This window comes from Lactobacillus jensenii DSM 20557 (assembly GCF_001436455.1).
Lineage (GTDB): Bacteria > Bacillota > Bacilli > Lactobacillales > Lactobacillaceae > Lactobacillus > Lactobacillus jensenii.
Genome location: NZ_AYYU01000002.1, coordinates 68054 through 92650, shown reverse-complemented (window position 1 = coordinate 92650; position 24597 = coordinate 68054). Strand labels below are relative to the sequence as shown.

General features: G+C 33.8%; 25 protein-coding genes and 1 other annotated feature. Of the genes, 8 read left to right on the top strand and 17 right to left on the bottom strand.

The features are described 5' to 3' along the window. Positions 1-60 precede the first annotated feature (60 nt). Positions 61-264 (top strand): YjzD family protein, encoded by a 204-nt coding sequence (locus FC45_RS01180; RefSeq protein ID WP_006584579.1) that lies wholly within the window; start codon positions 61-63, stop codon positions 262-264. Between the two features lie 148 nt (positions 265-412). Here FC45_RS01180 and FC45_RS01175 read toward each other — a convergent pair whose 3' ends face one another. The 10 genes from FC45_RS01175 to uvrC form a co-directional block, all read right to left on the bottom strand. After that, positions 413-700 (bottom strand): hypothetical protein, encoded by a 288-nt coding sequence (locus FC45_RS01175; RefSeq protein WP_006584578.1) that lies wholly within the window; start codon positions 698-700, stop codon positions 413-415. Positions 701-708: 8 nt separating this feature from the next. Continuing rightward, on the bottom strand, positions 709-1041 hold the full coding sequence (locus FC45_RS01170; RefSeq protein WP_006584577.1) for a hypothetical protein: 333 nt from the start codon (positions 1039-1041) through the stop codon (positions 709-711). A gap of 102 nt (positions 1042-1143) precedes the next feature. Next, the gene (locus FC45_RS01165; RefSeq protein ID WP_006584576.1) at positions 1144-2709 is read right to left on the bottom strand and encodes a bifunctional metallophosphatase/5'-nucleotidase; all 1566 of its coding nucleotides are present in this window, start codon (positions 2707-2709) and stop codon (positions 1144-1146) included. Between the two features lie 69 nt (positions 2710-2778). Next, on the bottom strand, positions 2779-2964 hold the full coding sequence (gene rpmF / locus FC45_RS01160; RefSeq protein ID WP_006584575.1) for a 50S ribosomal protein L32: 186 nt from the start codon (positions 2962-2964) through the stop codon (positions 2779-2781). A 108-nt stretch (positions 2965-3072) separates the two neighbouring features. Further along, on the bottom strand, positions 3073-3327 hold the full coding sequence (locus FC45_RS01155; protein ID WP_006588065.1) for a LapA family protein: 255 nt from the start codon (positions 3325-3327) through the stop codon (positions 3073-3075). Positions 3328-3332: 5 nt separating this feature from the next. Next, on the bottom strand, positions 3333-4127 hold the full coding sequence (locus FC45_RS01150) for an SDR family NAD(P)-dependent oxidoreductase (RefSeq protein WP_006584573.1): 795 nt from the start codon (positions 4125-4127) through the stop codon (positions 3333-3335). Positions 4128-4130: 3 nt separating this feature from the next. Next, positions 4131-5060 (bottom strand): ribonuclease Z, encoded by a 930-nt coding sequence (rnz, locus tag FC45_RS01145; RefSeq protein WP_006584572.1) that lies wholly within the window; start codon positions 5058-5060, stop codon positions 4131-4133. 15 nt (positions 5061-5075) lie between these two features. Next, a complete protein-coding gene (locus FC45_RS01140) occupies positions 5076-6992 on the bottom strand; it encodes an acyltransferase family protein (RefSeq protein WP_006584571.1) in 1917 nt (638 codons plus the stop codon). A gap of 18 nt (positions 6993-7010) precedes the next feature. Further along, complete coding sequence (gene obgE / locus FC45_RS01135; protein WP_006584570.1) at positions 7011-8309, bottom strand: GTPase ObgE; 1299 nt, start codon at positions 8307-8309, stop codon at positions 7011-7013. An 84-nt stretch (positions 8310-8393) separates the two neighbouring features. Further along, positions 8394-10196 (bottom strand): excinuclease ABC subunit UvrC, encoded by a 1803-nt coding sequence (uvrC, locus tag FC45_RS01130; RefSeq protein WP_006588066.1) that lies wholly within the window; start codon positions 10194-10196, stop codon positions 8394-8396. Between the two features lie 119 nt (positions 10197-10315). Here uvrC and FC45_RS01125 point away from each other — a divergent pair, with 119 nt between their 5' ends. The 3 genes from FC45_RS01125 (at position 10316) to FC45_RS01115 (ending at position 13444) form a co-directional block, all read left to right on the top strand. After that, positions 10316-10933 carry a DedA family protein gene (locus FC45_RS01125; protein WP_006588067.1) on the top strand — a complete coding sequence of 206 codons (618 nt, stop codon included), beginning with the start codon at positions 10316-10318 and terminating at the stop codon, positions 10931-10933. A gap of 123 nt (positions 10934-11056) precedes the next feature. Then, entirely contained in the window at positions 11057-12436 is a 1380-nt protein-coding gene (locus FC45_RS01120; protein ID WP_006584568.1) for an APC family permease, read from the top strand. Positions 12437-12505: 69 nt separating this feature from the next. Next, entirely contained in the window at positions 12506-13444 is a 939-nt protein-coding gene (locus FC45_RS01115; RefSeq protein ID WP_006584567.1) for a nucleoside hydrolase, read from the top strand. A 206-nt stretch (positions 13445-13650) separates the two neighbouring features. Here the strand turns inward: FC45_RS01115 and FC45_RS01110 are convergent, their stop codons facing one another. Continuing rightward, the gene (locus tag FC45_RS01110) at positions 13651-14460 is read right to left on the bottom strand and encodes an AAC(3) family N-acetyltransferase (RefSeq protein ID WP_006584566.1); all 810 of its coding nucleotides are present in this window, start codon (positions 14458-14460) and stop codon (positions 13651-13653) included. Positions 14461-14757: 297 nt separating this feature from the next. Here FC45_RS01110 and FC45_RS07635 point away from each other — a divergent pair, with 297 nt between their 5' ends. Genes FC45_RS07635 through FC45_RS01095 form a run of 3 tightly spaced genes read left to right on the top strand, consistent with a single transcriptional unit; the run spans position 14758 to position 17238 of the window. Then, complete coding sequence (locus FC45_RS07635) at positions 14758-15666, top strand: PTS sugar transporter subunit IIAB (protein WP_006584565.1); 909 nt, start codon at positions 14758-14760, stop codon at positions 15664-15666. Continuing rightward, entirely contained in the window at positions 15666-16448 is a 783-nt protein-coding gene (locus tag FC45_RS01100; protein WP_006584564.1) for a PTS mannose/fructose/sorbose/N-acetylgalactosamine transporter subunit IIC, read from the top strand. Before FC45_RS07635 ends, FC45_RS01100 begins: the two co-directional genes overlap by 1 nt. Then, entirely contained in the window at positions 16423-17238 is an 816-nt protein-coding gene (locus FC45_RS01095; protein WP_186433327.1) for a PTS system mannose/fructose/sorbose family transporter subunit IID, read from the top strand. The genes FC45_RS01100 and FC45_RS01095 overlap by 26 nt, the downstream gene beginning before the upstream one ends. A 109-nt stretch (positions 17239-17347) precedes the next feature. Here FC45_RS01095 and FC45_RS01090 read toward each other — a convergent pair whose 3' ends face one another. The 4 genes from FC45_RS01090 to FC45_RS01075 form a co-directional block, all read right to left on the bottom strand. Next, positions 17348-19774, bottom strand: coding sequence for a cation-translocating P-type ATPase (locus FC45_RS01090; protein WP_006584563.1), 2427 nt, complete (start codon positions 19772-19774; stop codon positions 17348-17350). 31 nt (positions 19775-19805) lie between these two features. Then, on the bottom strand, positions 19806-20813 hold the full coding sequence (asnA, locus tag FC45_RS01085) for an aspartate--ammonia ligase (protein WP_006584562.1): 1008 nt from the start codon (positions 20811-20813) through the stop codon (positions 19806-19808). A gap of 59 nt (positions 20814-20872) precedes the next feature. Beyond that, positions 20873-21106, bottom strand: a binding site (T-box leader). Positions 21107-21246: 140 nt separating this feature from the next. After that, positions 21247-21435 carry a hypothetical protein gene (locus FC45_RS01080; RefSeq protein ID WP_006584561.1) on the bottom strand — a complete coding sequence of 63 codons (189 nt, stop codon included), beginning with the start codon at positions 21433-21435 and terminating at the stop codon, positions 21247-21249. 403 nt (positions 21436-21838) lie between these two features. Next, on the bottom strand, positions 21839-22492 hold the full coding sequence (locus FC45_RS01075; protein WP_081036989.1) for a nitroreductase: 654 nt from the start codon (positions 22490-22492) through the stop codon (positions 21839-21841). Between the two features lie 81 nt (positions 22493-22573). Between FC45_RS01075 and FC45_RS07825 the strand changes: the two genes are divergently transcribed. Beyond that, positions 22574-22714 carry an SPJ_0845 family protein gene (locus FC45_RS07825; protein WP_006588072.1) on the top strand — a complete coding sequence of 47 codons (141 nt, stop codon included), beginning with the start codon at positions 22574-22576 and terminating at the stop codon, positions 22712-22714. A 19-nt stretch (positions 22715-22733) separates the two neighbouring features. Here the strand turns inward: FC45_RS07825 and yihA are convergent, their stop codons facing one another. Together yihA and clpX are read right to left on the bottom strand one after the other, a co-directional pair. After that, a complete protein-coding gene (gene yihA / locus FC45_RS01070) occupies positions 22734-23321 on the bottom strand; it encodes a ribosome biogenesis GTP-binding protein YihA/YsxC (RefSeq protein ID WP_006584560.1) in 588 nt (195 codons plus the stop codon). Then, positions 23305-24588 (bottom strand): ATP-dependent Clp protease ATP-binding subunit ClpX, encoded by a 1284-nt coding sequence (clpX, locus tag FC45_RS01065; protein WP_006584559.1) that lies wholly within the window; start codon positions 24586-24588, stop codon positions 23305-23307. Before clpX ends, yihA begins: the two co-directional genes overlap by 17 nt. Positions 24589-24597 lie beyond the last annotated feature (9 nt).

Genomic DNA, 24597 nt, shown 5'->3' with positions numbered 1-24597 from the left:
TCATTTCCTTGTTTACAATTTCAAAATTTGATAAAATGCAAAGCGAAAGAAGGAGAGATTATGCGCTACATTATTTCAGCAATTTGGAGTACTATTTTTATGTCAATCATTGGTTTTATTGCTGCAGCATTGACTGAAACGCAATTTAACCCAATGCAAGCAATTCGTGTAGGAATTGTATTTGGTTTGTTATTTGCTGTTATTATTCCTTTCATCGCGGCTAAATCATACAAGGGTAAAACCAAGTACAGCAAGATGTTATAATTATTGAATATAAAAAATAGGAGACGTAGAATAACTACGCCTCCTTTTATTTTTATTGAAACTCTTTAACTTTTTCAATCTTTACTCGATATTCTGGTTTATAACGAATTGCCCAATCTTTCGTTATAATTTTATCAATAAGTTCTTCTCAATAAGTTGCTTCATATTTTTGACCTTTGAAAGTAAAGGCTAGTGTGTACCAGATAGTATTGGTAAAAGCCCTTTGATTCCTAACAAATGGCTTGGCAACTTTTATTTCATGAGTATTAATATTTTGTTTTTTCAAAGCTAATTCAATTTCTGCATAGGCAACCTTCGTATCATGCTCTTCTTGAAAAGACAAATAACTTAAATAAATACCAACTAAAATCAGCAAATTGAATAAAAGTGTTAAAATCCACACCATCAAAGGGTGCTTTTGTCCAAAGTTTTTCATAGTTATACCTACTTTAGATGTTCAATCTTTCCAGTTTTTAAACTGTACCAGTCAAAGTGTCTTTTCCCAGATTTCTTGAAGCAAGCAAGGATATATTTCCTATCATTATATTCATATGTTTGATAATAAACATTGGTTTCAGTATCTTCTTGCACTATATCCAGTGCTTTGGCTTGTGGTTTCTTTTCTGAAACCACTTGAGTAATTTGATAGTTAAAATATGCTGATTTAATCGAGGTTAAAATCTTGGGTCCGAAAAACATTAAGAAAACTATACTCCAAAATATAATTGCAGGAGTAATAAATGGATGTTTATGATTAAATAATGTTACTCTCTTCATAAGCTTTCTCCTTATAAAATCCTGCTCATAACGTCAACTTAATTATTATCATGTAAGCATTTTCGAAAAAGCAAAAAAGACCACTTTAAAGTGATCTTTTTTCTAATAAAACTTGTAGTATTGCTTAGTATCTACCTTAACTTCGCCACTAGTCAAGTATTCAGTAAACATTTGGACATAATCCTTATCAAGCATCATTTCAATTTTATCCATTGAATATGCTGGATAAAAGCCTCCACCCATAGCCCGATAATTATTTACTGCCAAATGATAAATATGTTCATCTTCGATTGGTTTTCCATGTAAAGTCAATTCTACTACTCTATGCCCATGTGGCTTAGATAAGTCAACTTCATAACGTAATGGATAAAAGACATCGAAGTGATACAACTGTGGCTTGGGTTTAATATATCGATCAATAAAATTAATATTTCCTTCGTTATCTTTTTCAAGGAAAGTAGCAGTATGTTCTAAAATTTCTTTTAACTCTTTACCAGTTAATCTTACCTTGCAAAGTTGATTAGCATAAGGATAATTCAAAATAACTTCTCTCAAAGTTACTGTTTGATTAGTAAATCCACGAGCCTTTTCACTCATAACTGCAGTAGCTGAAATATCAGCTCCAGTAAAGTAAATTTGCATTTGTTGAAGCAGATTTATAAAAGGTGCTCCTTTAGTTCTACCCTCAAAAGCACTTTTAATTGGTGCAGGTTCAGATAAATGGGCAATTGGCTGGTCAAGCCAAGCTTGTGCTTGTCGATCAACATCCGTTATATCTTTTACAATGGCTGGATCTGGTTCGTAATCCTTAGTTTCAATCAAACTAGTTTCTAAACTATTAATTTTAATACCATCACTAGTTTTATCTAAGTCGATTACTACCTGAGCAACACATTCACCACGATAACCTGGTTGAACAATCGCAGTATTATCAACAACTAAGTTTAATCGACGATGTTGGTGCCCAGTCAAAAATACATCAACTTCTGGAATTTCCTTTAAGATTTTATAGCCTTCATTTTCGCCATTATGCGGTTCAGTAGCTACTCCAGTAACTGGGTCACTTTCAAAACCACCATGATACATTACAGCTAAAATGTCGACATCTTTTTTCAATTTAGGCGCTAACTTCTTTATTTGATCAAAAGCAGAAACAAATTTTAGACCACGAATGTGTTCCTCTGGTTCCCAGTGAGGAACATATTGCGTTGTTATTCCTAATAAGCCAATTTTGATATCTTGGCGTTCAATAATTTTGTATTCTTGACCAAAAGCTGGATTATCTGTCTTTTCATCAAGAATATTGTCATTGACAAAACTAGCAGTATTCTTCTTAATATAGTGCTTCAAATAATCTTGACCAAAGTTGAAATCATGATTTCCCAAACAGCGTCCATCATAACCAATTTCATTATAAGCTGCAGTAAAATTATCAAGCCGCTCGTAACTTTCATCTTTATGACAAAAACTGGCCAATGGAGAACCTTGCAAGCAATCACCTGCATCGGTAACTACTACTTTATCAGCACCCCATTTTTCTCGTTGCGCTTTAATCGCTGTTGAAACTCTACTTAAGCTAATTGGCGCTTCATAATCATGCTTATCTTGATAATCTGTTGGTAATAAAAATCCATGCGTATCGCTAGTATGTAAAAAAACTAGTTTCATTTTTCAAAAATACTTTCCTCTATGTTTTTTTGTAAAAAAAAAAGACACCGCAAATTAGGTGTCTATTAGTTAGTCGTTGTTGTTAGCTTTTTTAACAACTTGACGACCCTTGTAGTAACCGTTTGGTGAAACACGGTGGCTTAAGCGGTATTCACCTGTAGTTGCATCATAGTGCATTGCAGGTACAGTTAACTTAATATGACCACGACGTGAACGTTTCTTTTGTTTTGAAGTTTTTCTTGCAGGAACTGCCATTCGTTAAATCTCCTTTTTTGTAGTTTGAGACTGAAAAAGTCCAATTAAAAATCAGACTTCGTTACTCACGTATTTCAATAATACTATTAGATGACGTATAAATCAAGTTTATTCATTAATCTTCTTGTTGGTTTTTTTCTTAAAAAGCCCCCAAGAACGCTTTTGTTCTTCATGGCTCTTTTCTCCCATTAACCAAGATACTAAAGCACCTAGAAAAGCCATAATAACTAAAACCACAATTAATGGCAGTTTCGGCTTAACAACTAAGAAATTAATGGTAACTGGTTCTGTATTTAATAAAACGAAAATAATTAATAATAAACTTACTGCTAATCCAATAACTAAATTCTTTTGTTTATTCATACTTACTACTTTCTAGATCCCAAAATCAATGATAAATAATCGCCAGCAGCTGGGAATAAATTATAAAGCTTTGCCATTACTGCTAACGATAATGGAAGGTTAAGTTCTCGTTTATCACTACCGAAATAGTGAATAACCTGCCAAGCAACATCATCAGGATCTAACATAAATGATTGTACATTATGAACATAATCACCAGTATGATCTGCCCGATTAAAGAAATTAGTATAAACAGGACCTGGATTTACAGTCATTACTTTTACGCCAAATGGTTTAAGTTCTAATCTTAAAACGTTTGAGAATTGAATAACCGCAGCCTTAGTAGAACTATAAACTGCAGATTTTGTTGTAGGAATTTTACCAGCCATTGAACCAAAATTAATTACCTGACCTGATTTTTGATCAATCATTACTCGAGCGATTAATCTTGTAAAGTAAATTAACCCTAAAACATTCACTTGGAACATATTAGTTATAAGTTGCGGATTTTGGTCAAAGAAATCATCAAAATCACCAAAACCAGCTGCATTTACCAAAAAATCAATATGCTTAACTGCGACGATAATTTTTTTGAAAGTATCTTCAATTTGATTGGCTTTTCCCATATCAGTTGGATAAACCCAAACTTCAGCTCCTGATAATTCTTTAGCTTCAGCCGCTACTTCTAATAATTTTTCTTCACGACGAGCAATTAAAATTAAATTAGCTCCTCTTTCAGCAGATTGCAAAGCAATTGAGCGTCCCAATCCACTTGATGCTCCAGTAATAACAACAACTTTATTGCGTAATGAATTACTCATGATTTATCCTCTCATTGGAATATCAAAAACATCTAAATCATTTACTAACACAGTATTAGGGAATACTTTCTGAGCTTGCTTTTCCAAAATGTGCGCCTTAGCTCCCAAATAACGTGCTGACACATGCGTCAAGAACAAACGCTTAACATTGGCTTTTTTTGCTATTTCAGCAGCTTGCGTAGCTGTCGAATGATAATATGCTTTAGCCATTTTCCCTTCTGGTCCGGCAAAAGTCGATTCATGAACTAAAACATCAGCATCCTGCGCTAATTCAGCAATCGAAGGGGTAATACGTGTATCGTAAATAATTGTAACAATTCTACCCTTTTTTTCAGGTCCCAAAAAGTCTTTCCCATTTAAGACCCTTCCATCTTCTAACTCTACCACTTTTCCAGCTTTTAATTGTCCCAAAATTGGACCATTAGGTAGATGATAAGGAGCCAATTTATCCATTAATAATACACCAGGATGTGATTTTTCTACCACACGAAAGCCAAAACTAGCAACGCGGTGGTCTAATTTTTTACAATATACGGAAAACTCTGAATTTTCAAAAATCTTTTGGTCATCTTTCAATTCTACAAAATGAATTGGATAACTAACTTTAGTTTTAGATATGCGTAAAGCGGTTGTTACAAACTGTTCAAGGCCTGCAGGGCCATAAATTGTTAAAGGCCCCACCTCCCCTTGAAAAGATCTTGTTGATAGTAAACCAGGTAAGCCAAAAATGTGATCACCATGATTATGGGAAATAAAAATTTTAGTAATTTTTCTTGGCCGGATATTGGTCCGTAAAATTTGATGCTGTGTTGCTTCTCCAACATCAAATAACCAAATTTCATTCAGCTCATCAAGTAACTTCAAAGCTAAACTAGAAACATTTCGCTGCTTTGAAGGCTGCCCAGCTCCAGTTCCTAAAAATTGAATTTCCATTAATCATTCCCCTATCTAAAACTTCGCCTTTTTCAATATTTCTTTTGTTATATAAGTACTATAGTATTTCGATCCTTCAACATTAGGGTGCGTTTGATCGCCATAAAACCAGTTATTATGATTTGCACTATAACTATACCAATCAATTACTGATAGATTTTTATATTTTTGACTAGCTCTTAAAATTAGTTCATTAACTTGGCCCTGCCATTGTCTACTTGGAACATGGACACTAATCCAAAAGACTTGACGATTAGGGCCAATTATCTCCATTAAATGATTAATATCATCCATTGAGAATGGACCATTAGTTCCGAGTCCAATTAAGACATTTTCAGCAAGAGCTCCTTGATTTTTATATTGATTGAACAAGCCAATAGTTGGGACTAGTTGTCTAGAAACGGCAGCATCAATTAAAGCGTTAGGCATTAACTTTTTTAACATATCACTTGCCCCTGCCATTACTGAATCACCAATTGCTGTAACGTGAATCTTTTGTGCCAGTTGCAAGTCAATTTGACTGATCCCATATTTTTCAAAGTCCTTATTGACTGGTTTATTTTTTGCCGACTGTTGCGCTTCAATAAATGCTTTTGACTTGTTTTCTTTTTTCTTTGTCTTTTTGAACTTATCAATCAGTTGCTTATTAGATTTTTTCTGGCTTGCCCTGTTCTTCTTAATTCTTTCGGCAAGTTGTGATTTATTTGCATTTACCCCTTTAACATCTGGTGCTTTTATCACTGCAATTGTACCTAATATTAAAATTAAAACAGAAACTCCACTAGCGATTCTTAAATGACCATTCTTTTCTGAATCTTTAAAGTGAGCTATAAAGACCCGAATACTTTCAAAACTAATCTTAGAAAAAGGTTTCTCAATAAAGTGATAAGTCAACTCTGCTAAGCCCAAAATCAAAATAAGTTCAATTAAGTGATACAAAAAGGCATGATTAGCCATATCTGTAAATTTTGCTTCAAAAAAGATCATAACAGGAAATTGGTACAAGTATATTGCATAGCTTCTACTACCTATCCAATCAAAAATTCGATTAGTAAAAATCTGATTCCAGTGACTTGCTGGATGAGCGATAATCGCAACAAAAATTGTAGTAAATAAACTAAATAAAAACATCCCACCGCGATAGGCAAAAGCGGCTTGTGGATCCATAATTCTTGATAAAAAAAGCCAAAGCATTCCAATTAAAGATACTGTACCCGTAATATCAAGAATTATCCAATCAGTTTTATTAATTTCACGCTTAAGATGCTTAATTGGCCAAACAAAGGCTAAGGCAGCACCTAATCCCAGGGCAAAAAATCTTGTATCTGTTCCATAGTAAATTCTACTTGTATCAACATTTGGTTGATATAAGATTGCCATTTCCAAGGCAGATAAAATACTAAAGCCAATAATAATCCAAAATGCACGATATCTAGTTTTACAAAACTTGATTAGCACCATCATTATTAATGGCCAAAATATATAAAATTGCCCTTCAATTGACATTGTCCAAAGATGAGTAAATGGAGAAACGTTCCCTGCAAATCGTTCAAAGTAACTTTGTCCATTGGCAATCTGCCAAAAATTATAGACATTAAATAAATTTGTAGTGACGATTTGATTGAACTTGGCAAGAGTTTGTTGCTGAAACATTAGCATATAAGCACCACTTGCCCACAGTACGGTAACTAATTGCGGATATAGTCTTTTTAATCTAGATAAGTAAAAACGTTTATTATCGTAATAACCTGTTTCCTCGTAACTAGCTAAAATATGGTCAGTTACCAAATATCCGGATAATACGAAAAAAATCGGTACACCAAGATATCCACCAATAAAGGTATTAGGATCAAAATGATACAAAATAACCCCAATAACTGCTAATGCCCGAAGGCCTGAATACCCCTTAATAAAGCGATTTTTTCGCTGCATCCTTTCCAATCTCCTTTTTTATTGGACAAATTCAAAGGAAATGTCGCCGATTGTTACGTCATCCCCATCGACTGCACCTTTAGCTCTAAGTGCATCATCAACACCCATATTTTTAAGCTTTCTTGCTAAAAGCATGATACCGTCTTGATGCTCAATATTTGTCCTTTGAACTAAGCGTTCAATCTTTGCACCAGTAACAACAAATTCATGCTCACCGATACGTTCGACCTTAAAGCTGTCATTAGTGTCTGCCTTAAACATGTAGTTCTTTTCTTCAGTAGTTACTTCTTCTACTTCTTGACTAGCTTCAACTTCAGCCACTAAATCAGCTGCCTTATTCATTAAAGGTTCAAGACCTTGATGAGTTACACTAGAAATTTTGAAAATTGGTTCATCAACTTGCAAATCTTCTAGTCCTTGTTTAAATTCAGTAAACTTTTCTTCACTACCAGGAATATCCATTTGTGAAGCTACAATGATTTCACGCTTTTTAGTTAAATCAGCTGTATAATTGCTTAACTCTTTGCGAATAATCTTATAATCTTCAACTGCGTCACGACCATTATTAGGATCCATTGAAACTAAATGTAAAATAACTTTAGTTCTTTCAACATGACGCAAGAACTGAATCCCTAAACCGACACCTTGACTAGCCCCTTCAATTAAGCCAGGAAGGTCAGCCATTGAAAAGTCACGACCATCATTTAATACAACCATTCCCAAATTAGGTGTTAAAGTTGTAAATTCATAAGCAGCAATCTTAGGTTTAGCCTTAGTAACAACTGAAAGAAGGGTTGACTTACCTACAGATGGGAAGCCTACTAAACCAACATCAGCTAAAACTTTAAGCTCAAGTTTTAGAGTTCTAAATTCACCAGGTTCACCATTTTCAGCAATTTCAGGAGCAGTATTAACACTGGTTGCGAAGTGAATATTTCCACGGCCTCCTCGACCACCTTTAGCAACTACTAATTCTTGTCCTTTTTTGGTCATATCACCAATAACTTCACCAGTAAAGAAGTCACTTACAACCGTACCAACTGGAACCTTTAAGTACAAATCTTTAGCTCCACGACCATATTGAGATTTAATACGGCCATTTTCTCCATTATCAGCTTTAAACTTTCTCCGATAACGAAAATCCATTAAGGTTCTAAGTCCACTGTCTGCAACGAAAATTATACTTCCGCCTCGGCCACCATCACCACCAGCGGGTCCACCATTGGGGACATATTTTTCATGGCGAAAAGCAACCATGCCATCGCCACCTTTACCAGCTTGAACTTCAATTTTAGTTTGATCAACAAAAGTTGGCATAATTTCCCTTCTTTCTAAAATCAATTTCAACTAATTAAACATACCATATTGACAAAATAAATTAAATAAAATCTTCTAAAAAAACTACAAAGTTAATTTCACAGATTGCGCTTGTGGCAAGGTTAGGCCTGCGTCTTGTAACTCTTCGATAGAGGCATCTTTAATCTTTTTTAGGGAGCCAAATTTTTTAAGAAGCTTATTACGACTCTTAGGGCCAATACCTTTAATTCCATCCAACTTACTTGAAAGTGAATTTTTAGCATGGGTTTGTCTATGAAAAGTAATTGCAAATCTGTGAACCTCGTCCTGAATTCTTGTCATTAAGTAAAAGCCCTCTGATTTTGGATTCATCGGAATCAATTCTAAAGGCTTGCCATTAATTGGATCACCGAAAATCAAATGATTAGTATGGTGATGATTATCTTTAACCATCCCTGCTACTGGAATATCACAATTTAGTTCATTACGTAAAACATCCAAACACGCATCTACTTGTATTTGACCACCATCCATTAAAATTAGATCAGGTAAGCGAGTATGCTCTTTTAACATTCTGCTATAACGACGTCTAACTACTTCACGAGTATTTCCTACTTCATCAGCACCATTTTGATGCTCCACTTCACCTTTTAACTTATATTTACGATAAGCCGTTTTGAATGGTTCACCATCTTTAAAAACAACACAGGCTGAAACTGGATCTGTTCCTTGGATATGAGAATGGTCAAAACTTTCAATAATCGAGCCATATGGTAATCCCAACGCCTTAAAAATTTCTGCCTGTGCTCCTTTGGTCTTGCGATTCCCTAGTTCAAGTAGTCGAAACTTTTCATCTAATTTTAGTTTAGCATTATCTTTAGCCATTTTAAGCAAATCGCGTTTTGTCCCACGCTGAGGAGTTCTAACCTTTACGCCAAGCACTTCACTCAAATTATCATTATCTAATCCTTTAGGAACAAGAATTTCTTTAGGTAAAATACGATTTTTTTGATTATAGAATTGGACAATAAATGACATAAATTCATCTTTAGGTTCTGATAAATCCATCAAAGGAAACATTTTAGTTTCTCTACGCAAAAGCTTAGCTTGTCTTAAGAAGAAAATTTGTACTGAAATCCAGCTCTTATCAACATAAAAGTTAAAAATATCACGTTGCGTGTGATCATTTGAAATGATTTTTTGCTTTTCAACGGTTTGCTCAATATATCTCAACTGATCTCTTATTTCAGCAGCTCTTTCAAATTCCAAATTACTACTTGCAAGTTGCATCTTTTCGGTCAACTCTTGTTTTACTTGACCAATATCACCATTTAAAAAACGTTTAATTTTAGCTATTTGAGCTTCATATTTACTACGTGGAACTTCCTGAAAACATGCACCCAAACATTGTCCCATATGATAATACAAACAAGGCCTGCCTTGATGACCACTGCAGCGTCTAAGTGGCCAAACCTTTTGAATAAAACGTAGCGTTGCTTGGGCCGCATACACATTTGGATACGGACCAAAATAATAGCCATTATCTTTATGTACAATTGAAGTTAGCCGTGTTTGGGGATCTTTCTCATTAGTTATTTCAATATAAGGATAACCAGTACCTTGTTTTAATTGAACATTATAATATGGTTGATATTTTTTTATTAGGGTTATTTCCAGTAAAAAGGATTCTTTGTCAGAAGTTACCGTAATTATATCAAAATCTGCAATCTCTTTAACTAATTCAGCCCTTCGACCAACTTGCTTACTTTTAAAATATGATCGAACACGATTTTTTAAATTTTTAGACTTACCAACATAAATTACAGTGCCATTAATATTCTTCATTAAATAGCAACCTGGTTGTTCAGGTAATAATTTTAATTTATTCTCAATAAGTTGATTCGCCAAAAAATTCACTCCCTTATACATTTTACCTTTTCTAGTCTAGCATGAAACTGCTTTAAATTGGCTTTTTATGTTTCACTTCCCTATAATTAAAAGAAAGATATAGAAAAAGGAGAAAATTTATGACTGAATGGATGATTAACTTAATCAATCAGTTTGGTTTTTGGGCAATCTTATTTTTAATCGCACTCGAAAACATCTTTCCCCCAATCCCTTCTGAAGTAATTCTTTCCTTTGGGGGATTTTTAACATTGCATACAAAAATTGCATTGTGGGAAATTGTTCTCGCTTCAACAATCGGAAGTGTTCTAGGAGCGTTAATATTATATTATGTAGGTTCACTTTTTACTGAAGCAAGATTAAAGAAACTGGTAAATAATAAATTTATCAAGATACTTGGTTTTAAAGAAGATGACGTTAGCAAAACAATAGCTTGGTTCAATAAGCACGGAAAAGGAGCTATCTTTTATGGTAGGTTTGTACCAATCATCAGAAGTTTAATTTCGATTCCTGCTGGAATTGCACAAGTTAAGTTATCTTTATTTGTTAGTTTAACTTTCTTGGGCTCATTAATATGGAATACAGTTTTAGCCTCTCTTGGTTTTTACTTTGGTTCTAAATGGGATATAGTTGTTAAAATAATTGATGACTACGCAATTTTATGTGCAGGATTACTAGTTATAGCATTTGGAATTGCTTGCATATATTGGTATAAAAAAAGAATAAAAGCAAGAAATTAGATTAGTAAAAGGATAAATGTCTGGTTTATCCTTTTTTATCTACATATTATATTGCTTAAAAAAATATTAAAGGTTATAATGTGAAGATAACTTTTATAAATTCAACAGAGGTGAGGTTTATCAATGAATATTTTTAGAAAAGAAAGCATTAATAAATACCTAGCCCAAGATCATAAATTTAGTAAAACATTAACAGCTAAGGATTTAATTTCTTTAGGTGTTGGTGCAGTTATCGGGACTGGAATTTTTATTCTGCCTGGAACTGTTGCTGCTAATTATGCTGGGCCAGGTGTGACCCTGTCATTCTTACTTGCTGCATTAGTCTGTGTTCTTAGTGCAATGTCATATGCAGAATTTAGTTCTACTATGCCGGTTGCTGGGAGTGCATACTCATATGGAAATATTATTTATGGTGAAATTATTGGTTGGATCTTAGGTTGGGCCTTAATTTTAGAATATATGTTGGCTGTTGCCGCAGTTGCAGCCGGTTGGTCAAGCTATTTTCAGTCCTTTTTAGCACCATTTAATATTAAACTTCCTGCTGCTTTTGTTAGTTCTTTTAACCCTAGCAAAGGAACCTACATTGATATAATTGCAATTATAGTTGTTTTATTAATTACTTTTTTACTTTCTCATGGTATGAAAGATTCCGCAAAGATTAATAATTTTGCAGTTATTGTAAAAATTGCTATTATTATTTTATTTATTATCGTTGGTGCAAACTTTATTAAACTAACTAATTATCAACCTTTTCTTCCATATCATTTCTCAGGGGTAATAAAAGGCGCAACTACTGTATTTTTTGCCTTTTTAGGTTTCGACTGTGTATCAAGTTCAGCTGCTGAAGTTAAAAATCCTCAAAAGAATATGCCACTTGGGATTATTGGAACATTATTAATTGCGACTCTATTTTACATGGGAGTTTCAATTGTTCTTACAGGAATGGTTCATTACAAGTCACTAGATGTAGCCAATCCAGTAGCATTTGCATTGCAATTCGCTCATCAAGACTGGATTGCACAGCTTCTTTCTTTTGGAGCATTAGTTGGAATGGCCACTATGATGCTAACTATGATTTATGCAAGTTCAAGATTGGTTTATGCAATGGCTCGTGATGGCCTTTTACCACAATCTTTAGCTAAACTATCATCTAAAAATAAAATCCCACAAATTAGTTTGTGGGTAGTGGCAATAATTATTAGTTTAGGTGCTGGTGTATTTTCTGTCGATCAATTAACCAGTCTAGTAAACTTTGGAACTTTATTAGCATTTACATTTGTTTCATTTGGTATTTTGCCGCTTAGAAAGAGAAAAGATTTACCAAATAACGGATACAAAATGCCAGGATATCCTGTTTTACCAATTCTTTCTGGACTAATTTGTTTGTACTTATTAACCCAACTTAATGAAGATGTTTATATTATGGCAATAATTTGGTTTAGTTTAGGAATAATAATCTATTTCTTATACGGCTATAAACACAGTTCATTAAATAAAAAATAGCAAAAAGCGTTCTTATTTTAACTACTATCATGTATAATGATAGTAGTTTTTTTATGAAAGGTTACCAAAATGAAGAACATTTACTTTAACCATGATGGAAATACAGATGATTTAGTTTCTTTACTTTTACTTTTACAAGCACCTGACATTAATTTAATTGGAGTCAGTGCGATTGATGGTGACGGTGATGTAGTTGCCTCATGCGAAGCAAGTCGAAAAATCATTGACCGTTTTAATACATTCAACCACAAACTTGAAGTAGCTATGTCTAATTCCCGGGCCCACCACCAATTTCCTGAAGAATGGCGACAAAGCACCTTTACCTTTAACAGTTTTCCAATTTTGAATGAACATGGCAAGATTAATACTCCAGCTGCCAAAAATCCCGCCCATATTGATATGGCTAAAAAAATTATGGCTCAAGATGAAAGGACAACTGTAATTATGACCGGACCTATTACAGATTTAGCTCGAGCACTTGACTATGAACCAAAGCTTGCAAATAAAATTGACAAATTATATTGGATGGGTGGTTCTTTAGATGGTCATGGTAATGTATTTGTTCCCTACTATGATACGACTCAAGAATGGAATGCTTTTTGGGATCCCGAAGCAGTCGAACGGGTCTGGAATTCAGATATTGATATTCAAATGGTAGGCCTTGAAAGCACTGAAGAAATTCCACTAAATGATGAACTTAAGCAACACTTTGCTAGTTTACGACGCTATCCAGCAATGGACTTAATTGGCTTAGGTTATAGCTTGATTATTTCTTCTCAGCCTGGCAATCAGTATTACTTATGGGATGTTTTAACTACTTTATCAGCCCTTTATCCTGATTTAGTTGAAACTCGCAAGGCAAAATCATATGTACTAACAGAAGGTGCTGCAGCCGGACGTTTAGTCGAATCAGAAAAAGGCCGCCCAATGACATTAGTTACTAAAGCTGATAAAGATGCCTTTTTCAAAAAATTTGATGAATTAGCGCTAAGTGCTAATTTTAAATAAAAAAATATGATTGGTTTTTAACCAATCATATTTTTTTATTCATTATCTTGAATAATAATGTGATGTGAAAAGATGTATGCACAAACTAAAACGAAAATAACAAAAATAGAAGTTAAAATAATTGTCATAAGCAGCCCACCCTTTTATATATCTATCATTATTCTATCATGTTTTCGTTTTCACTGTCCAAAGATACGCTCACTTTATCAAACTTCTGGTCCATCCCATCCAGCATTAAGTAAATGGACGCAATCCTTTTCTTGATACCAATCACGCGCAAAACATACAAACTCTTGCAAATTAAAAACTAAAATCTGCCCGGCAGGTAAATTGGCAATTTTTACTGGATATTTTTGCAAAAATTGAGTTCCTAAATCTTCATAATCATGATATTTATTTAACTCCACATTATTAAAACTAATCCAAATCTTTTCACCCGCAATTAATACTGGTGCCTTTTCCTGAATTAGTGGACGCGATATTTCAGATTCTGCCAGATACGGAGCTAAGCAAGTTTCAAAATTAGTACCAAGACAAACCACTTTCGCATTTAATTTTTCCAACCTCCCCAAAACTCCCTGCTTTCCAAAAGGTAAATCAAAAGTATGGGGCTTTACAATTTCTTCCTTATCTTTTCCCCATGCAGCAAAAGAATAAATTGGGTGATTATCACGTAAAACATTTTTTTGCATTCGGAAATATTCTGAAAATGGATCTAACCCTGAAACAGGAGTTGCTTCCTCATTAAATGCTGGCATCTTCTTCATAATTTTGTCTTTTAGGTCTGATTTAAATCGTGGCTCTTTCAAATGCAAGCTAAAGCTTGGTAAGACAATATTACCATCTTTAACTAGTAGTTTTAATGCTGAAAAAAGTGCCTGCTCTTTTCCTGGGAAAATTCCTAAAGCTGATAATTTTAAATTTACTAGCAAAGTGTCTGTCGAACATATTCCCATTTCACTTAAAAATTGGACTAAATCTTTATCAGAATAAACTAAGTCTCTATCTTCTCCCATATCTATTCCTCTGCTTGTAAAAGTCTATTATTGAAATTTTAAAAATTAGCTATTTTCATTTTACCAGTCTAGCAATAAAAAGACTAAAAAGTGGTTTGTACCAAAGATCATTTTTCTCGCTCAACCGTTTTTTAGTATAAAGCGATTACATCCTTTGTACTTCAAGGCTTTCAAAATTGGTATAGATGTAATTTTCACTAATTTAATGCTAGGTTTAAGACAATAATTGCAAAATTGGTTAGCTTTTTCTAACTATTAGTATATAATCAGTAGCAGATTGATTTTGGAGGCGAAAAAATGCCTAATTTATTACTAATTAGTCATGGAAGTTATGCCAAGGCAACTTTAAATAGTTGTGAAATGATTCTTGGCAAGTTAAATAATGTAAAAGCAATTGAATTTAAGCAAACCATGAATCAAGATGATTTACTTGAAGAAATTGAAGCTATTGCGAAAACATTCACCAAATTAGATGCAATCCTTGTTGATTTTACAGGTGGAACTCCAGCAAATACCGCAATAAGATTTCAAGCAAAGCATCCTGAAGTAAAAATATATACGGGGTTATCATTCTCATTACTTCTTGCTGTTGCCAGCGGAACTCCTTTTTCCGAAGCTTATAAACAAGTAGCGCAAACAAGTGGTTTATTGGGTGAACAGAAAACAGAAGAAAAAATAAAGACGAATGTTTCAACTAAAAATTCTCCTCGAAAAACTGCAATGTTTGTTCGAATTGATGAACGTCTAATTCATGGACAAGTTGCTACTATGTGGACAAACGCTTTAAAACTAACCAGACTAATGGTTATTGATGACCAAATCGTCAAAAGCTCTATCCAAAAAACAGCTCTTAAAACTGCCTGCCCCAACGGAATTCATTTAAGTATCTTAACCGCTGCAGGAGCTGCTAAGAGAATTAATAATAATCAATATATTGGACAAACAGTTTTAATTCTAGTAAAGAAGCCTTCAATTCTGAAACAATTAGTTGATTTAGGAGTTAAATTACCTGAAATTAATGTTGGTAATATGTCAACTAAAGAGGGATCACATCAAGTTGCTAAAAGTGTCGCTGTAACTAAAGATGATATTAATGACTTTAAATATTTAGCTAAAAAAGGCCTGACAATTTATCATCAAATGATTCCTAGTGAGGCACGTGAAGACTTTATAAATTTACTTAAGACTAATGGAGGACAAAATTAATGATTGCATGGTGGCAAATTATTCTATTAACAGCCTTAGCTTTTTGGATGATTCTAGATCAACTTACTTTAGTAACAATTAATTCCCCTCTCTTAATTGGAATGATTTCTGGAATTATTATGGGGGATATCAAAACAGGTCTAATTGTCGGCTCTACTCTACAATTAATGGTTTTGGGTGTTTCAACATACGGTGGTGCAAGCATGCCTGACTTTATGACAGGAGCTATTGTAGGAACAGTCTATGCTGTACTAACCAATAAAGGAACTCAATTTGCAATTGGACTAGCTGTACCCGTTGGTTTATTGATGGTCCAACTCGATGTTTTAGCAAGATTCTTTAATACTATTTTTCAACATAAGATGGATCAAGCAATCAAAGCTGGCAATACAAAAATTGCTAGTCGTAATGCATATTTAGGTTTTCTTACTTGGGGGTTATCAAGAGCTATTCCAGTTTTTATCTTATTGGTAATCGGTAATGATATCGTTAAAACCATTTTGCGGATTGTTCCAACCTGGTTAACTGATGGACTTAAAGTTGCAGGTGGAATTTTACCAGTTGTTGGTATTGCAATTTTATTACGTTATTTGCCAACTAAAAAGTTTATTTCATATCTAATAATTGGTTTCTTAGCCGCCGCTTACTTAAAGATGCCAATGTTAGGAGTTGCTTTACTTGGTGCGGCACTAGCTATTTTAAATTATAAACGCGAAAACACACCTACAATGCAAGTAAATACCAAGAGTTATGAAAATGCGGAGGGTGAATATGAAGACTAATACCAAATTAACTAAAAAAGATTTATTCAGAGCAAACTGGCGCTGGCTTTGGGCTAGTCAGCTATCTTGGAACTACGAAAAAATGATGGCACCAGGATACTTTTATACCGTTCTACCATTTTTGAAAAAGTTTTATAAAAATGATGAACTTGTAGATATGATGAAAATGCATTCGCAATTTTTCAATACAAATGCATTTACAGGTCCATTCATCATTGGAATGGACTTAGCAATTGAAGAACATCAAGGCTACAAAGCAAAAGAAACTATTGCAGGTATTAAAACTGGTTTAATGGGCCCACTTGCAGGTGTTGGAGATACCATTTTTGGAGTAATTATTCCAACTATTTGTGGATCAATTGGAGCATACATGGGCTTAAAAGGAAATGCCCTAGGTGCCATTATTTGGTTATTAGTAAATATCTTTATTTTATTTGCCAGATTTGCAATTTTACCAATGGGTTATTATCAAGGAGAAAAGTTAATCAATTCTGCTGAAGGAAAGCTAAATGCAGTTACTGACTCAGCGATTTTGCTTGGTGTAACTGTGGTTGGTGCCTTAATCCCAACCGTAATTAAAGCAAACGTTCCATTCGTCTTTTCTGCAGGTAAAGTAACTCTAAAATTACAGACTGTTTTAAACCAAATTATGCCATCTCTAATACCAGTATTGCTTGTAGCATTTGTTTACTGGCTATTAGGTAGAAAAAAGATGACCTCTACTAAAGTAATTTTATTTGTACTGTTTTTAGGAATTGCTTTAAGTTATTTCCATATTTTAGGGGCCTAATGAAAATAAGATTAATAAAATAATTTTCAAAATAAAAAAGCTACTGATATCGTCCGATATTACCGATACGATTTATCAGTAGCTTTTTCTAATACTTACTGTACTTTTGCTATTCGTTTTTCCCACGCTTATAAGCCGCTTTTACTTGAGCAAAAGTAGTATCACGACCATTTTGTACCAATGTCGCACCAACTTCAGCCATCCCATCTGCGATTGCTGATAACCACCTAAAGATTGACACTTCTGCAAAGAACAAAACAACTAATAAGAAAATTGATCTTCCCGAAATCATAGTTAGCGCAAAGAAATGATGGAAAAAGGCAATTGATACAAGAATTGTAAGGAAGGATATTACCATAACTCCCAGCCTAAACTGATTTAACGGTTCAGAAATATGGTATAGAACCATCATACCTACCGCAATCAATACCATGGTAGCTGTAGTAGATAAATCTCGATGACCTAAATCTAACGCCATATTAGCTGCAATCAATACCCAAACCGCTAGCATATCCGTTAACCCACCAGGAATCGATTTAGATAAAACATTTGCAATAAAATTACCACGAATAATATTATGGTTACTTTCCAATGCTAGTAAAAATGATGGTAAACCAATCGTAAAAGCACTAATCAGTGTTATTTGTGATGGACGCAAAGGATAATTTACAGTCAACATTAATGAAATTATTGACATCAAAAATGAAAAGATATTCTTAACCAAGAAAAGACTGGCACTTCGTTCAATGTTATTAACAACTCTACGCCCTTCATTAACTACATCTGGCATTTTAGCAAAATTTGAGTCAAGTAGAACTACTTGTGAAGCTTGTACCGCCGCTGAATTTCCAGAAGCCATAGCAATAGAACAATCTGCTTCTTTCATTGCCAAAATATCATTAACCCCATCACCGGTCATTGCGACTGTTTTACCAACTTCTTTAAGCGCTAAAATTAACTTCTTCTTCTGGTCTGGCTTCACTCTTCCAAACACAGTATATTCTTTTACTGCATCTTTATATTCACCATCAAACTTTGATAAATCAACATATTTCTCAGAATTGCTAATCCCTGCTTCTTTTGCAACTCTTGATACTGTTACTGGATTATCCCCTGAGATTACCTTGATATCAACACCTTGCTTAGCAAAATATTTAAAGGTTGCTGGTGCTTCCTTTCTTATTGGGTTGTTTATCAAAATATAACCTAGTACAGCTACAGCTTCAGTTAAAGGCGTACTTTCAGAAAGCTCTTTTGGATATTTGCCAAAAACAACTACTCGATATCCTGATTCAACATATGATTGAAATTCTGGAAGATATTTTTCAAATTCAGTTCTTAGAACCATTTCTGGAGCGCCCAATACTAAACTATAGCCTTCAAAAACAGCTGCGGAATATTTATTCACAGAAGTAAATGGAATAATCTGCTTTGCTTTTTGAAATAAGCGCGTCTTAAATTTTTCACTTACTGCCTTCATCGTTTCATTATCAACTGGCATATTACCAGAAAAGTCAGCTAAGTATTTATTTAAATCACTACTTGTTACATTACTACTAGTAATTGCTTTTTGTACTGACATAACCGGTTCAGTAATTGTCCCAGTTTTATCTACACAAAGAACGTTTACCCGTGCTAAGGTTTCTACACTCTTCATATTATGAAGCATTACCTGTCTACGAGCCAGTCTTGTCGCTGCCATTGCTAATGCAATAGTAGTTAATAAGTATAACCCCTCTGGAATCATCCCAATAATTGCAGCTTCCATAGAAGTAATGCTATCTGCTAAACCTGCTTGATTTATAAAATAGCTCTGAGAAAACAATGCTATCCCCAAAGGAATAATGATGATACCAACCCATTTGATAATTTTGTTAATGGAGCGAACCATTTCGCTTTGTTCAACTGATTTCATGGCTTTAGCCTCAAGCATTAGCTTGGCGATATAAGATTCATTACCAACTTTTTCTAGTTGCATATAAATCTCTCCTGAAACTAAGAAGCTACCAGACATTAACTCTGATCCGATAGTTTTCTTAATTTCATCTGCCTCACCTGTAAGCAAAGCTTCATTTACTCTCGCTTCACCAGCTAAAACGCGACCATCAGCTGGAACCTGGTCTCCAGTTTTTAAAATGACAACATCATCTTGTACTAATTTTTCAATTGGTTGCTGTATCTTTTTTCCATCACGGATAACAAGAACTTCTGCTTCATTCATTACTGTCAATTTAGACAGAACATGCTTGGCACGTATTTCTTGAACTATCCCAATAATCGTATTAGCAATGATAACAGGTAAAAAAGACAAATCACGATAAGAGCCAACTACTATTAACAATCCAGCCAAAATCGCAAAAATCAAATTAAAATAAGTAAAAGTGTTTTCGGCAATAATTTGCCAATTAGACTTAAACTGATTATCAGTTGCCTCATTAACTAATCCTTGCTTTATTCTCTTACTAACTTCAGGAGTAGTTAACCCAATATCCAAATCTACATCTTGCTTTATTGCCATCTTGTTCTCCTTAAACATGATTTTAAATAATTATATCATGTTCCAAAGATTAAAGTAGTTGAATGCCTCCTGCTTCACACTCTTTTACAGTTTCTTCAGGCCACACACTAACTTGTACCTCACCAATATGAGCTTTTTTCAGTAAAAGCATACAAAATCTAGATTGACCAATTCCTCCACCAATTGTGTAAGGCAATTCACCATTCACTAACATTTTATGGAATGGTAATTCTAATCTGTCTAAAGTATCAGTTAGAGTAAGCTGACGTTTCAGAGCTTCTTCATCAACTCTAATTCCCATTGAAGAAACTTCAAATGCGCATTTTAGAACCGGGTTCCAAAATAACAAATCACCATTTAATTTCCAATCATCATAGTCTGGTGCTCGAAGGTCATGTGGTTTACCAGTCAACGGTAACTTACCACCAATATGCATAACAAACACAGCTTTATGTTCTTCACAAATTCTATCTTCGCGTTCTTTAGCAGTAAGTTCAGGCCAACGAGCTTCTAATTCTTCACTAGTTACAAAATAAATATCTTCCGGAAATTCAAAAATATCTCCATATTTTTTAGCAACCCTCTTACCAGTTATTTTCATTGCCGAATAAATATCTTTAACAGTCTTCTTCAAGAACTCAGTTGTCCGATCTTCTTTAGAAATAATTTTTTCCCAATCCCATTGATCAACATAAATCGAATGTAGATTATCTGTATCCTCATCTCGACGAATTGCATTCATGTTAGTGAAAAGACCTTCGCCCATTTTAAAGCCATATCGCTTCAAGGCGAATCTTTTCCATTTAGCAAGTGAATGAACAATTTGCAAATCTTCATCAGGTTCTTCTTTAGTTTCAAACGCAACTGGTCTTTCAACTCCATTCAAATTATCGTTGAAACCAGATGATTTTTTAACAAATAAAGGAGCAGTAACCCGAAGTAGGTTCAACTTTTCTGCCAATTCAATCTGAAAGATATCTCGAATATCACGAATTGCTTCTTCTGTTTCTCTTAAACTACGCTTTGTCTTATAACCTGCTGGAACAAATACCTTCATAATTCTTTCTCCTAAAATATAAATTTAGAATGAAAAAGAGCCTTTCATCCCCAATTTTCTTAAGGGACGAAAGGCTCTTTCCGCGGTACCACCCAACTTGTCAAATACTGACCACTCTAATCAGATGCAATCACATCTGTCCCGAGGTAACGTTGGGGATTACGTCTCAGCCTACTCATTTCGACCTCGCAGCATTAAAAAGTGTTTTTCAAAAAATTCAGGGTCTGCTAACTTCCCACTAATTGTTAGCTCACTGTGAGAATGAATTAATCTACTCGTCTTTTTGCCTTTAGTTATTACTCATTTATTTATCAAATATTTAATCATGTATTAATTTGAAATGCAAGTATTAAATTTTACTTTTTTTCTTGATTTTAGCAAGATATCAATTATTCTAAATTTCTAATTTCTTACATAAAAAAGAAGTTAGGGACTAACCTAACTTCTTCAATTCACTACGTCGTTCTTTTATCATGTCAGCTAAAACATCTAAATCATGTAAATTTGCATATAATTTGATAAAACGTTTAGCAGTAGATCGGTGATTATAAATTTGTTGCTTATCTTTATGTTGCGAGCGCCACTTCTGGTTGGCACGTTTCTGTGCTTCAGATGTTGCCATTTTTTATCCTCCAAAATAATGAAATGAATAGTAACTTTTCCCAAAACTATCAGCAAATCCTAAAGAGATTTGTCTATTTATATATTCATTATATAACAAAAAGCGCTTTCAGCATTGGATATTTAAAGTTTTATAAAATCTTAAATATATAATAAAAAAGATATATTCTAGGCGAATATATCTTTCTACAATTTATTATGAACAAACACATGAAAAAAGAGTTTTAACTTTTTAAAATAAAAAAGTTTCAGGAGTGATTATAATCAAAACAATAGGAATATTTGATATAATCTGGCCTTAAGGCCGTATATAATACTACTCTTTTATATAATTTAGTTCAATATAAAAAACGTATTAATATACTATAATTACCTTTTTTTATTTAAAATAGAAAAATTAATTTTTAGTCAAAAATTTGTAGCACATTATCTAAAGAAAGACGCTCAGATCTAAAATTATTAATATGATCTTCTGCTTCATATCCTACAGCTATTCCTACTGCAATTGCCTCTTTTTCCGGAATAGGTAATATTTGTCTAATTTCATCAGGATACTTTACAAATTCATAAGCAACCATACTTCCAAGTCCCATATCTGTTGCTGCAAGCATCAATGTTTGTGCAAAAGCACCTAAATCGTAAATTGACCAGTTACTGCTATTTTGGGGGATAGTTAGATAAAATACTGCTGGAGCATAATATAAATTCTGTTGAGCCTCTGCCCAGCCTGAATCTAATTCATCTTTAGTCAAATAGTTTGTTCGATGTAAATTAAGTTTTGCCATGTTGTCTCTTGGAAATTCATCCCAGTTAACTCGATGCATCGTTGGCCATTCAGGTGCAGCAGATCTATCAGTCTTACTATTTTTTAAGTGCAACTCTTTTAACTTTGCCAAACTTTTACCTCTTACAAGGTAAATTTTCCAGGGCTGACTATCAACCCATGATGGAGCTTTTTGAGCTAGTTTGACTAACCCCTTTAACTTATTAACTTCAACATCTTTATTGGTAAATACTCGAACACTATGTCTATCTTCAATTGCTTGTTTTGTTTCCATAATCCTCTCTTTTCTTTTTGCTTTACAAACTCTAGGTTTATTTTATACTATAAAGACAGCTAAAACAAAGGAGCGATACTAATGGGTTTAACATTTAAAAGAGAAGATGAATTAGAAAAAATGCTTAATCAATTCGCTGTTTTCCCAGATGATCCAAAAAAGACAGCTAAACAAAAAGGTAAAAATAATAGTAAACAAAAACCTGATAATGAAAAAGAGTAGCTAAGCTACTCTTTTTTTACTAAGAAATTTTATCTTCTATCCACTTATTTAATTCTGCAAGATGCAACTTGGTTTCTGAACTATAAGTCAATACTGTCACATTATCATGATTTAAATCTAAATGCTTACGTAAATTACTTTGAACTTTATTATATTGAGACTTTTTTAACTTATCCATTTTAGTTGTAACAACTAAAATTGGTAAATCTAATAATAAAGCGTAATTATACATTGCTATATCATCTGTAGTTGGTTCATGACGCGCATCAATGATAATAATTAAGCCTTCAAGATTTGCTCTTGTTTCAAGATAATCTTGAATCATTTCACCAAATTGTTCCCGTTGCTTTTTTGATACTTTCGCATATCCATATCCAGGAACATCAACTAAATAAAAGCTATCATTTACTTTATAGAAGTTAAGTGTTTGCGTCTTACCAGGCTGAGAGGACGTTCTAGCTAGATTTTTTCGATTAAGAAAGCTGTTTATCAAACTAGACTTTCCAACATTAGAACGGCCTGCAAGAGCTATTTCAGGAAGGACGTCACGAGGATACTGATCTTCACGAACAGCACTTACACTATATTCGCTACTTGTTATCTTCATTTGTATCGTCCATTTCTACATCTTTATTAACTTCTTTGCGAGTAATTCTTGGCGAAGCATGCTTAGTAATTACGTCACGAGTTATTTCAACTTTTGCAACATCCTGTTCACTTGGAATAGTATACATCGTGTCCATCATTGCATTTTCAATGATAGTTCTAAGACCACGCGCTCCCATATTACGTTCAAGTGCCTGTTCACTAATTGCTTCCAAGGCGCCATCACTAAAATGCAGGTCAACTTTATCAATACTAAATAATTTCTGATATTGCTTTACTAAAGCATTCTTTGGTTCCGTTAAAATTCTGATTAAATCAGCCTTTTGTAATTTATCCAAAGTTGATATAACCGGAATACGTCCTATAAATTCAGGGATTAAACCAAATTTAACTAAATCACCAGTTGTTAAATATTTATTCCAACTATCAGCATCTTGGTCAACGTCGTCAAATTTACTCTCTGCACCAAAACCAATTGTCTTTTTCCCTAATCGGGACTTTACAATGCTTTCTATGCCGTCAAAAGCCCCACCAACGATAAATAAGATATTCTTAGTATCAATCTTAATTAATTCCTGTTGTGGATGCTTACGGCCACCCTGAGGTGGTACCGAAGCAATTGTTCCCTCAAGGATTTTTAACAGGGCTTGTTGAACACCTTCACCAGACACATCACGAGTAATTGAAACATTTTCAGCTTTTTTAGAGATTTTATCAATTTCGTCAATGTAAATAATCCCTCTCTGAGCTCTTTCAATATCATAATCAGCATTTTGAATTAATTTTAGTAAAATATTTTCAACGTCTTCACCAACATACCCTGCTTCAGTCAAGGTGGTTGCATCAGCAATTGCAAAAGGAACATTCAGAATTTTAGCTAAAGTCTGGGCTAAATAAGTTTTACCAGAACCAGTTGGTCCAATCAAGGCAATATTGGATTTTTGTAGTTCTGTACTATCATCAATGTCCATTTGATTGATTCGTTTATAGTGGTTATAAACAGCAACACTCAGAACTTTTTTTGCTCGATCTTGTCCAACGACGTATTCATCTAACTGATTCTTAATTTCTACAGGCTTTGGCAAATCTTTGGTTTCTTTTAATGAATCGGCCTTCAATTCATCATCAATAATCTCTTTTGATAGAGCAACACATTCATTACAAATATAAACTCCATTACCTGCTATCATCTTCTTTACTTGAGCTTGAGTCTTACCACAAAAAGAACAGGTGATTTCGTCAACTCCATCAGAATACTTTGTAGCCATCTTTTTCCT

Bases quoted from the DNA above. Each gene is read 5' to 3' on its own strand.
- FC45_RS01180 (WP_006584579.1), top strand. From the start codon at position 61: ATGCGCTACATTATTTCAGCAATTTGGAGTACTATTTTTATGTCAATC.
- FC45_RS01175 (WP_006584578.1), bottom strand. From the start codon at position 700: ATGAAAAACTTTGGACAAAAGCACCCTTTGATGGTGTGGATTTTAACA.
- FC45_RS01170 (WP_006584577.1), bottom strand. From the start codon at position 1,041: ATGAAGAGAGTAACATTATTTAATCATAAACATCCATTTATTACTCCT.
- FC45_RS01165 (WP_006584576.1), bottom strand. From the start codon at position 2,709: ATGAAACTAGTTTTTTTACATACTAGCGATACGCATGGATTTTTATTA.
- rpmF (WP_006584575.1), bottom strand. From the start codon at position 2,964: ATGGCAGTTCCTGCAAGAAAAACTTCAAAACAAAAGAAACGTTCACGT.
- FC45_RS01155 (WP_006588065.1), bottom strand. From the start codon at position 3,327: ATGAATAAACAAAAGAATTTAGTTATTGGATTAGCAGTAAGTTTATTA.
- FC45_RS01150 (WP_006584573.1), bottom strand. From the start codon at position 4,127: ATGAGTAATTCATTACGCAATAAAGTTGTTGTTATTACTGGAGCATCA.
- rnz (WP_006584572.1), bottom strand. From the start codon at position 5,060: ATGGAAATTCAATTTTTAGGAACTGGAGCTGGGCAGCCTTCAAAGCAG.
- FC45_RS01140 (WP_006584571.1), bottom strand. From the start codon at position 6,992: ATGCAGCGAAAAAATCGCTTTATTAAGGGGTATTCAGGCCTTCGGGCA.
- obgE (WP_006584570.1), bottom strand. From the start codon at position 8,309: ATGCCAACTTTTGTTGATCAAACTAAAATTGAAGTTCAAGCTGGTAAA.
- FC45_RS01125 (WP_006588067.1), top strand. From the start codon at position 10,316: ATGACTGAATGGATGATTAACTTAATCAATCAGTTTGGTTTTTGGGCA.
- FC45_RS01120 (WP_006584568.1), top strand. From the start codon at position 11,057: ATGAATATTTTTAGAAAAGAAAGCATTAATAAATACCTAGCCCAAGAT.
- FC45_RS01115 (WP_006584567.1), top strand. From the start codon at position 12,506: ATGAAGAACATTTACTTTAACCATGATGGAAATACAGATGATTTAGTT.
- FC45_RS01110 (WP_006584566.1), bottom strand. From the start codon at position 14,460: ATGGGAGAAGATAGAGACTTAGTTTATTCTGATAAAGATTTAGTCCAA.
- FC45_RS07635 (WP_006584565.1), top strand. From the start codon at position 14,758: ATGCCTAATTTATTACTAATTAGTCATGGAAGTTATGCCAAGGCAACT.
- FC45_RS01100 (WP_006584564.1), top strand. From the start codon at position 15,666: ATGATTGCATGGTGGCAAATTATTCTATTAACAGCCTTAGCTTTTTGG.
- FC45_RS01095 (WP_186433327.1), top strand. From the start codon at position 16,423: ATGCGGAGGGTGAATATGAAGACTAATACCAAATTAACTAAAAAAGAT.
- FC45_RS01090 (WP_006584563.1), bottom strand. From the start codon at position 19,774: ATGTTTAAGGAGAACAAGATGGCAATAAAGCAAGATGTAGATTTGGAT.
- asnA (WP_006584562.1), bottom strand. From the start codon at position 20,813: ATGAAGGTATTTGTTCCAGCAGGTTATAAGACAAAGCGTAGTTTAAGA.
- FC45_RS01080 (WP_006584561.1), bottom strand. From the start codon at position 21,435: ATGGCAACATCTGAAGCACAGAAACGTGCCAACCAGAAGTGGCGCTCG.
- FC45_RS01075 (WP_081036989.1), bottom strand. From the start codon at position 22,492: ATGGAAACAAAACAAGCAATTGAAGATAGACATAGTGTTCGAGTATTT.
- FC45_RS07825 (WP_006588072.1), top strand. From the start codon at position 22,574: ATGGGTTTAACATTTAAAAGAGAAGATGAATTAGAAAAAATGCTTAAT.
- yihA (WP_006584560.1), bottom strand. From the start codon at position 23,321: ATGAAGATAACAAGTAGCGAATATAGTGTAAGTGCTGTTCGTGAAGAT.
- clpX (WP_006584559.1), bottom strand. From the start codon at position 24,588: ATGGCTACAAAGTATTCTGATGGAGTTGACGAAATCACCTGTTCTTTT.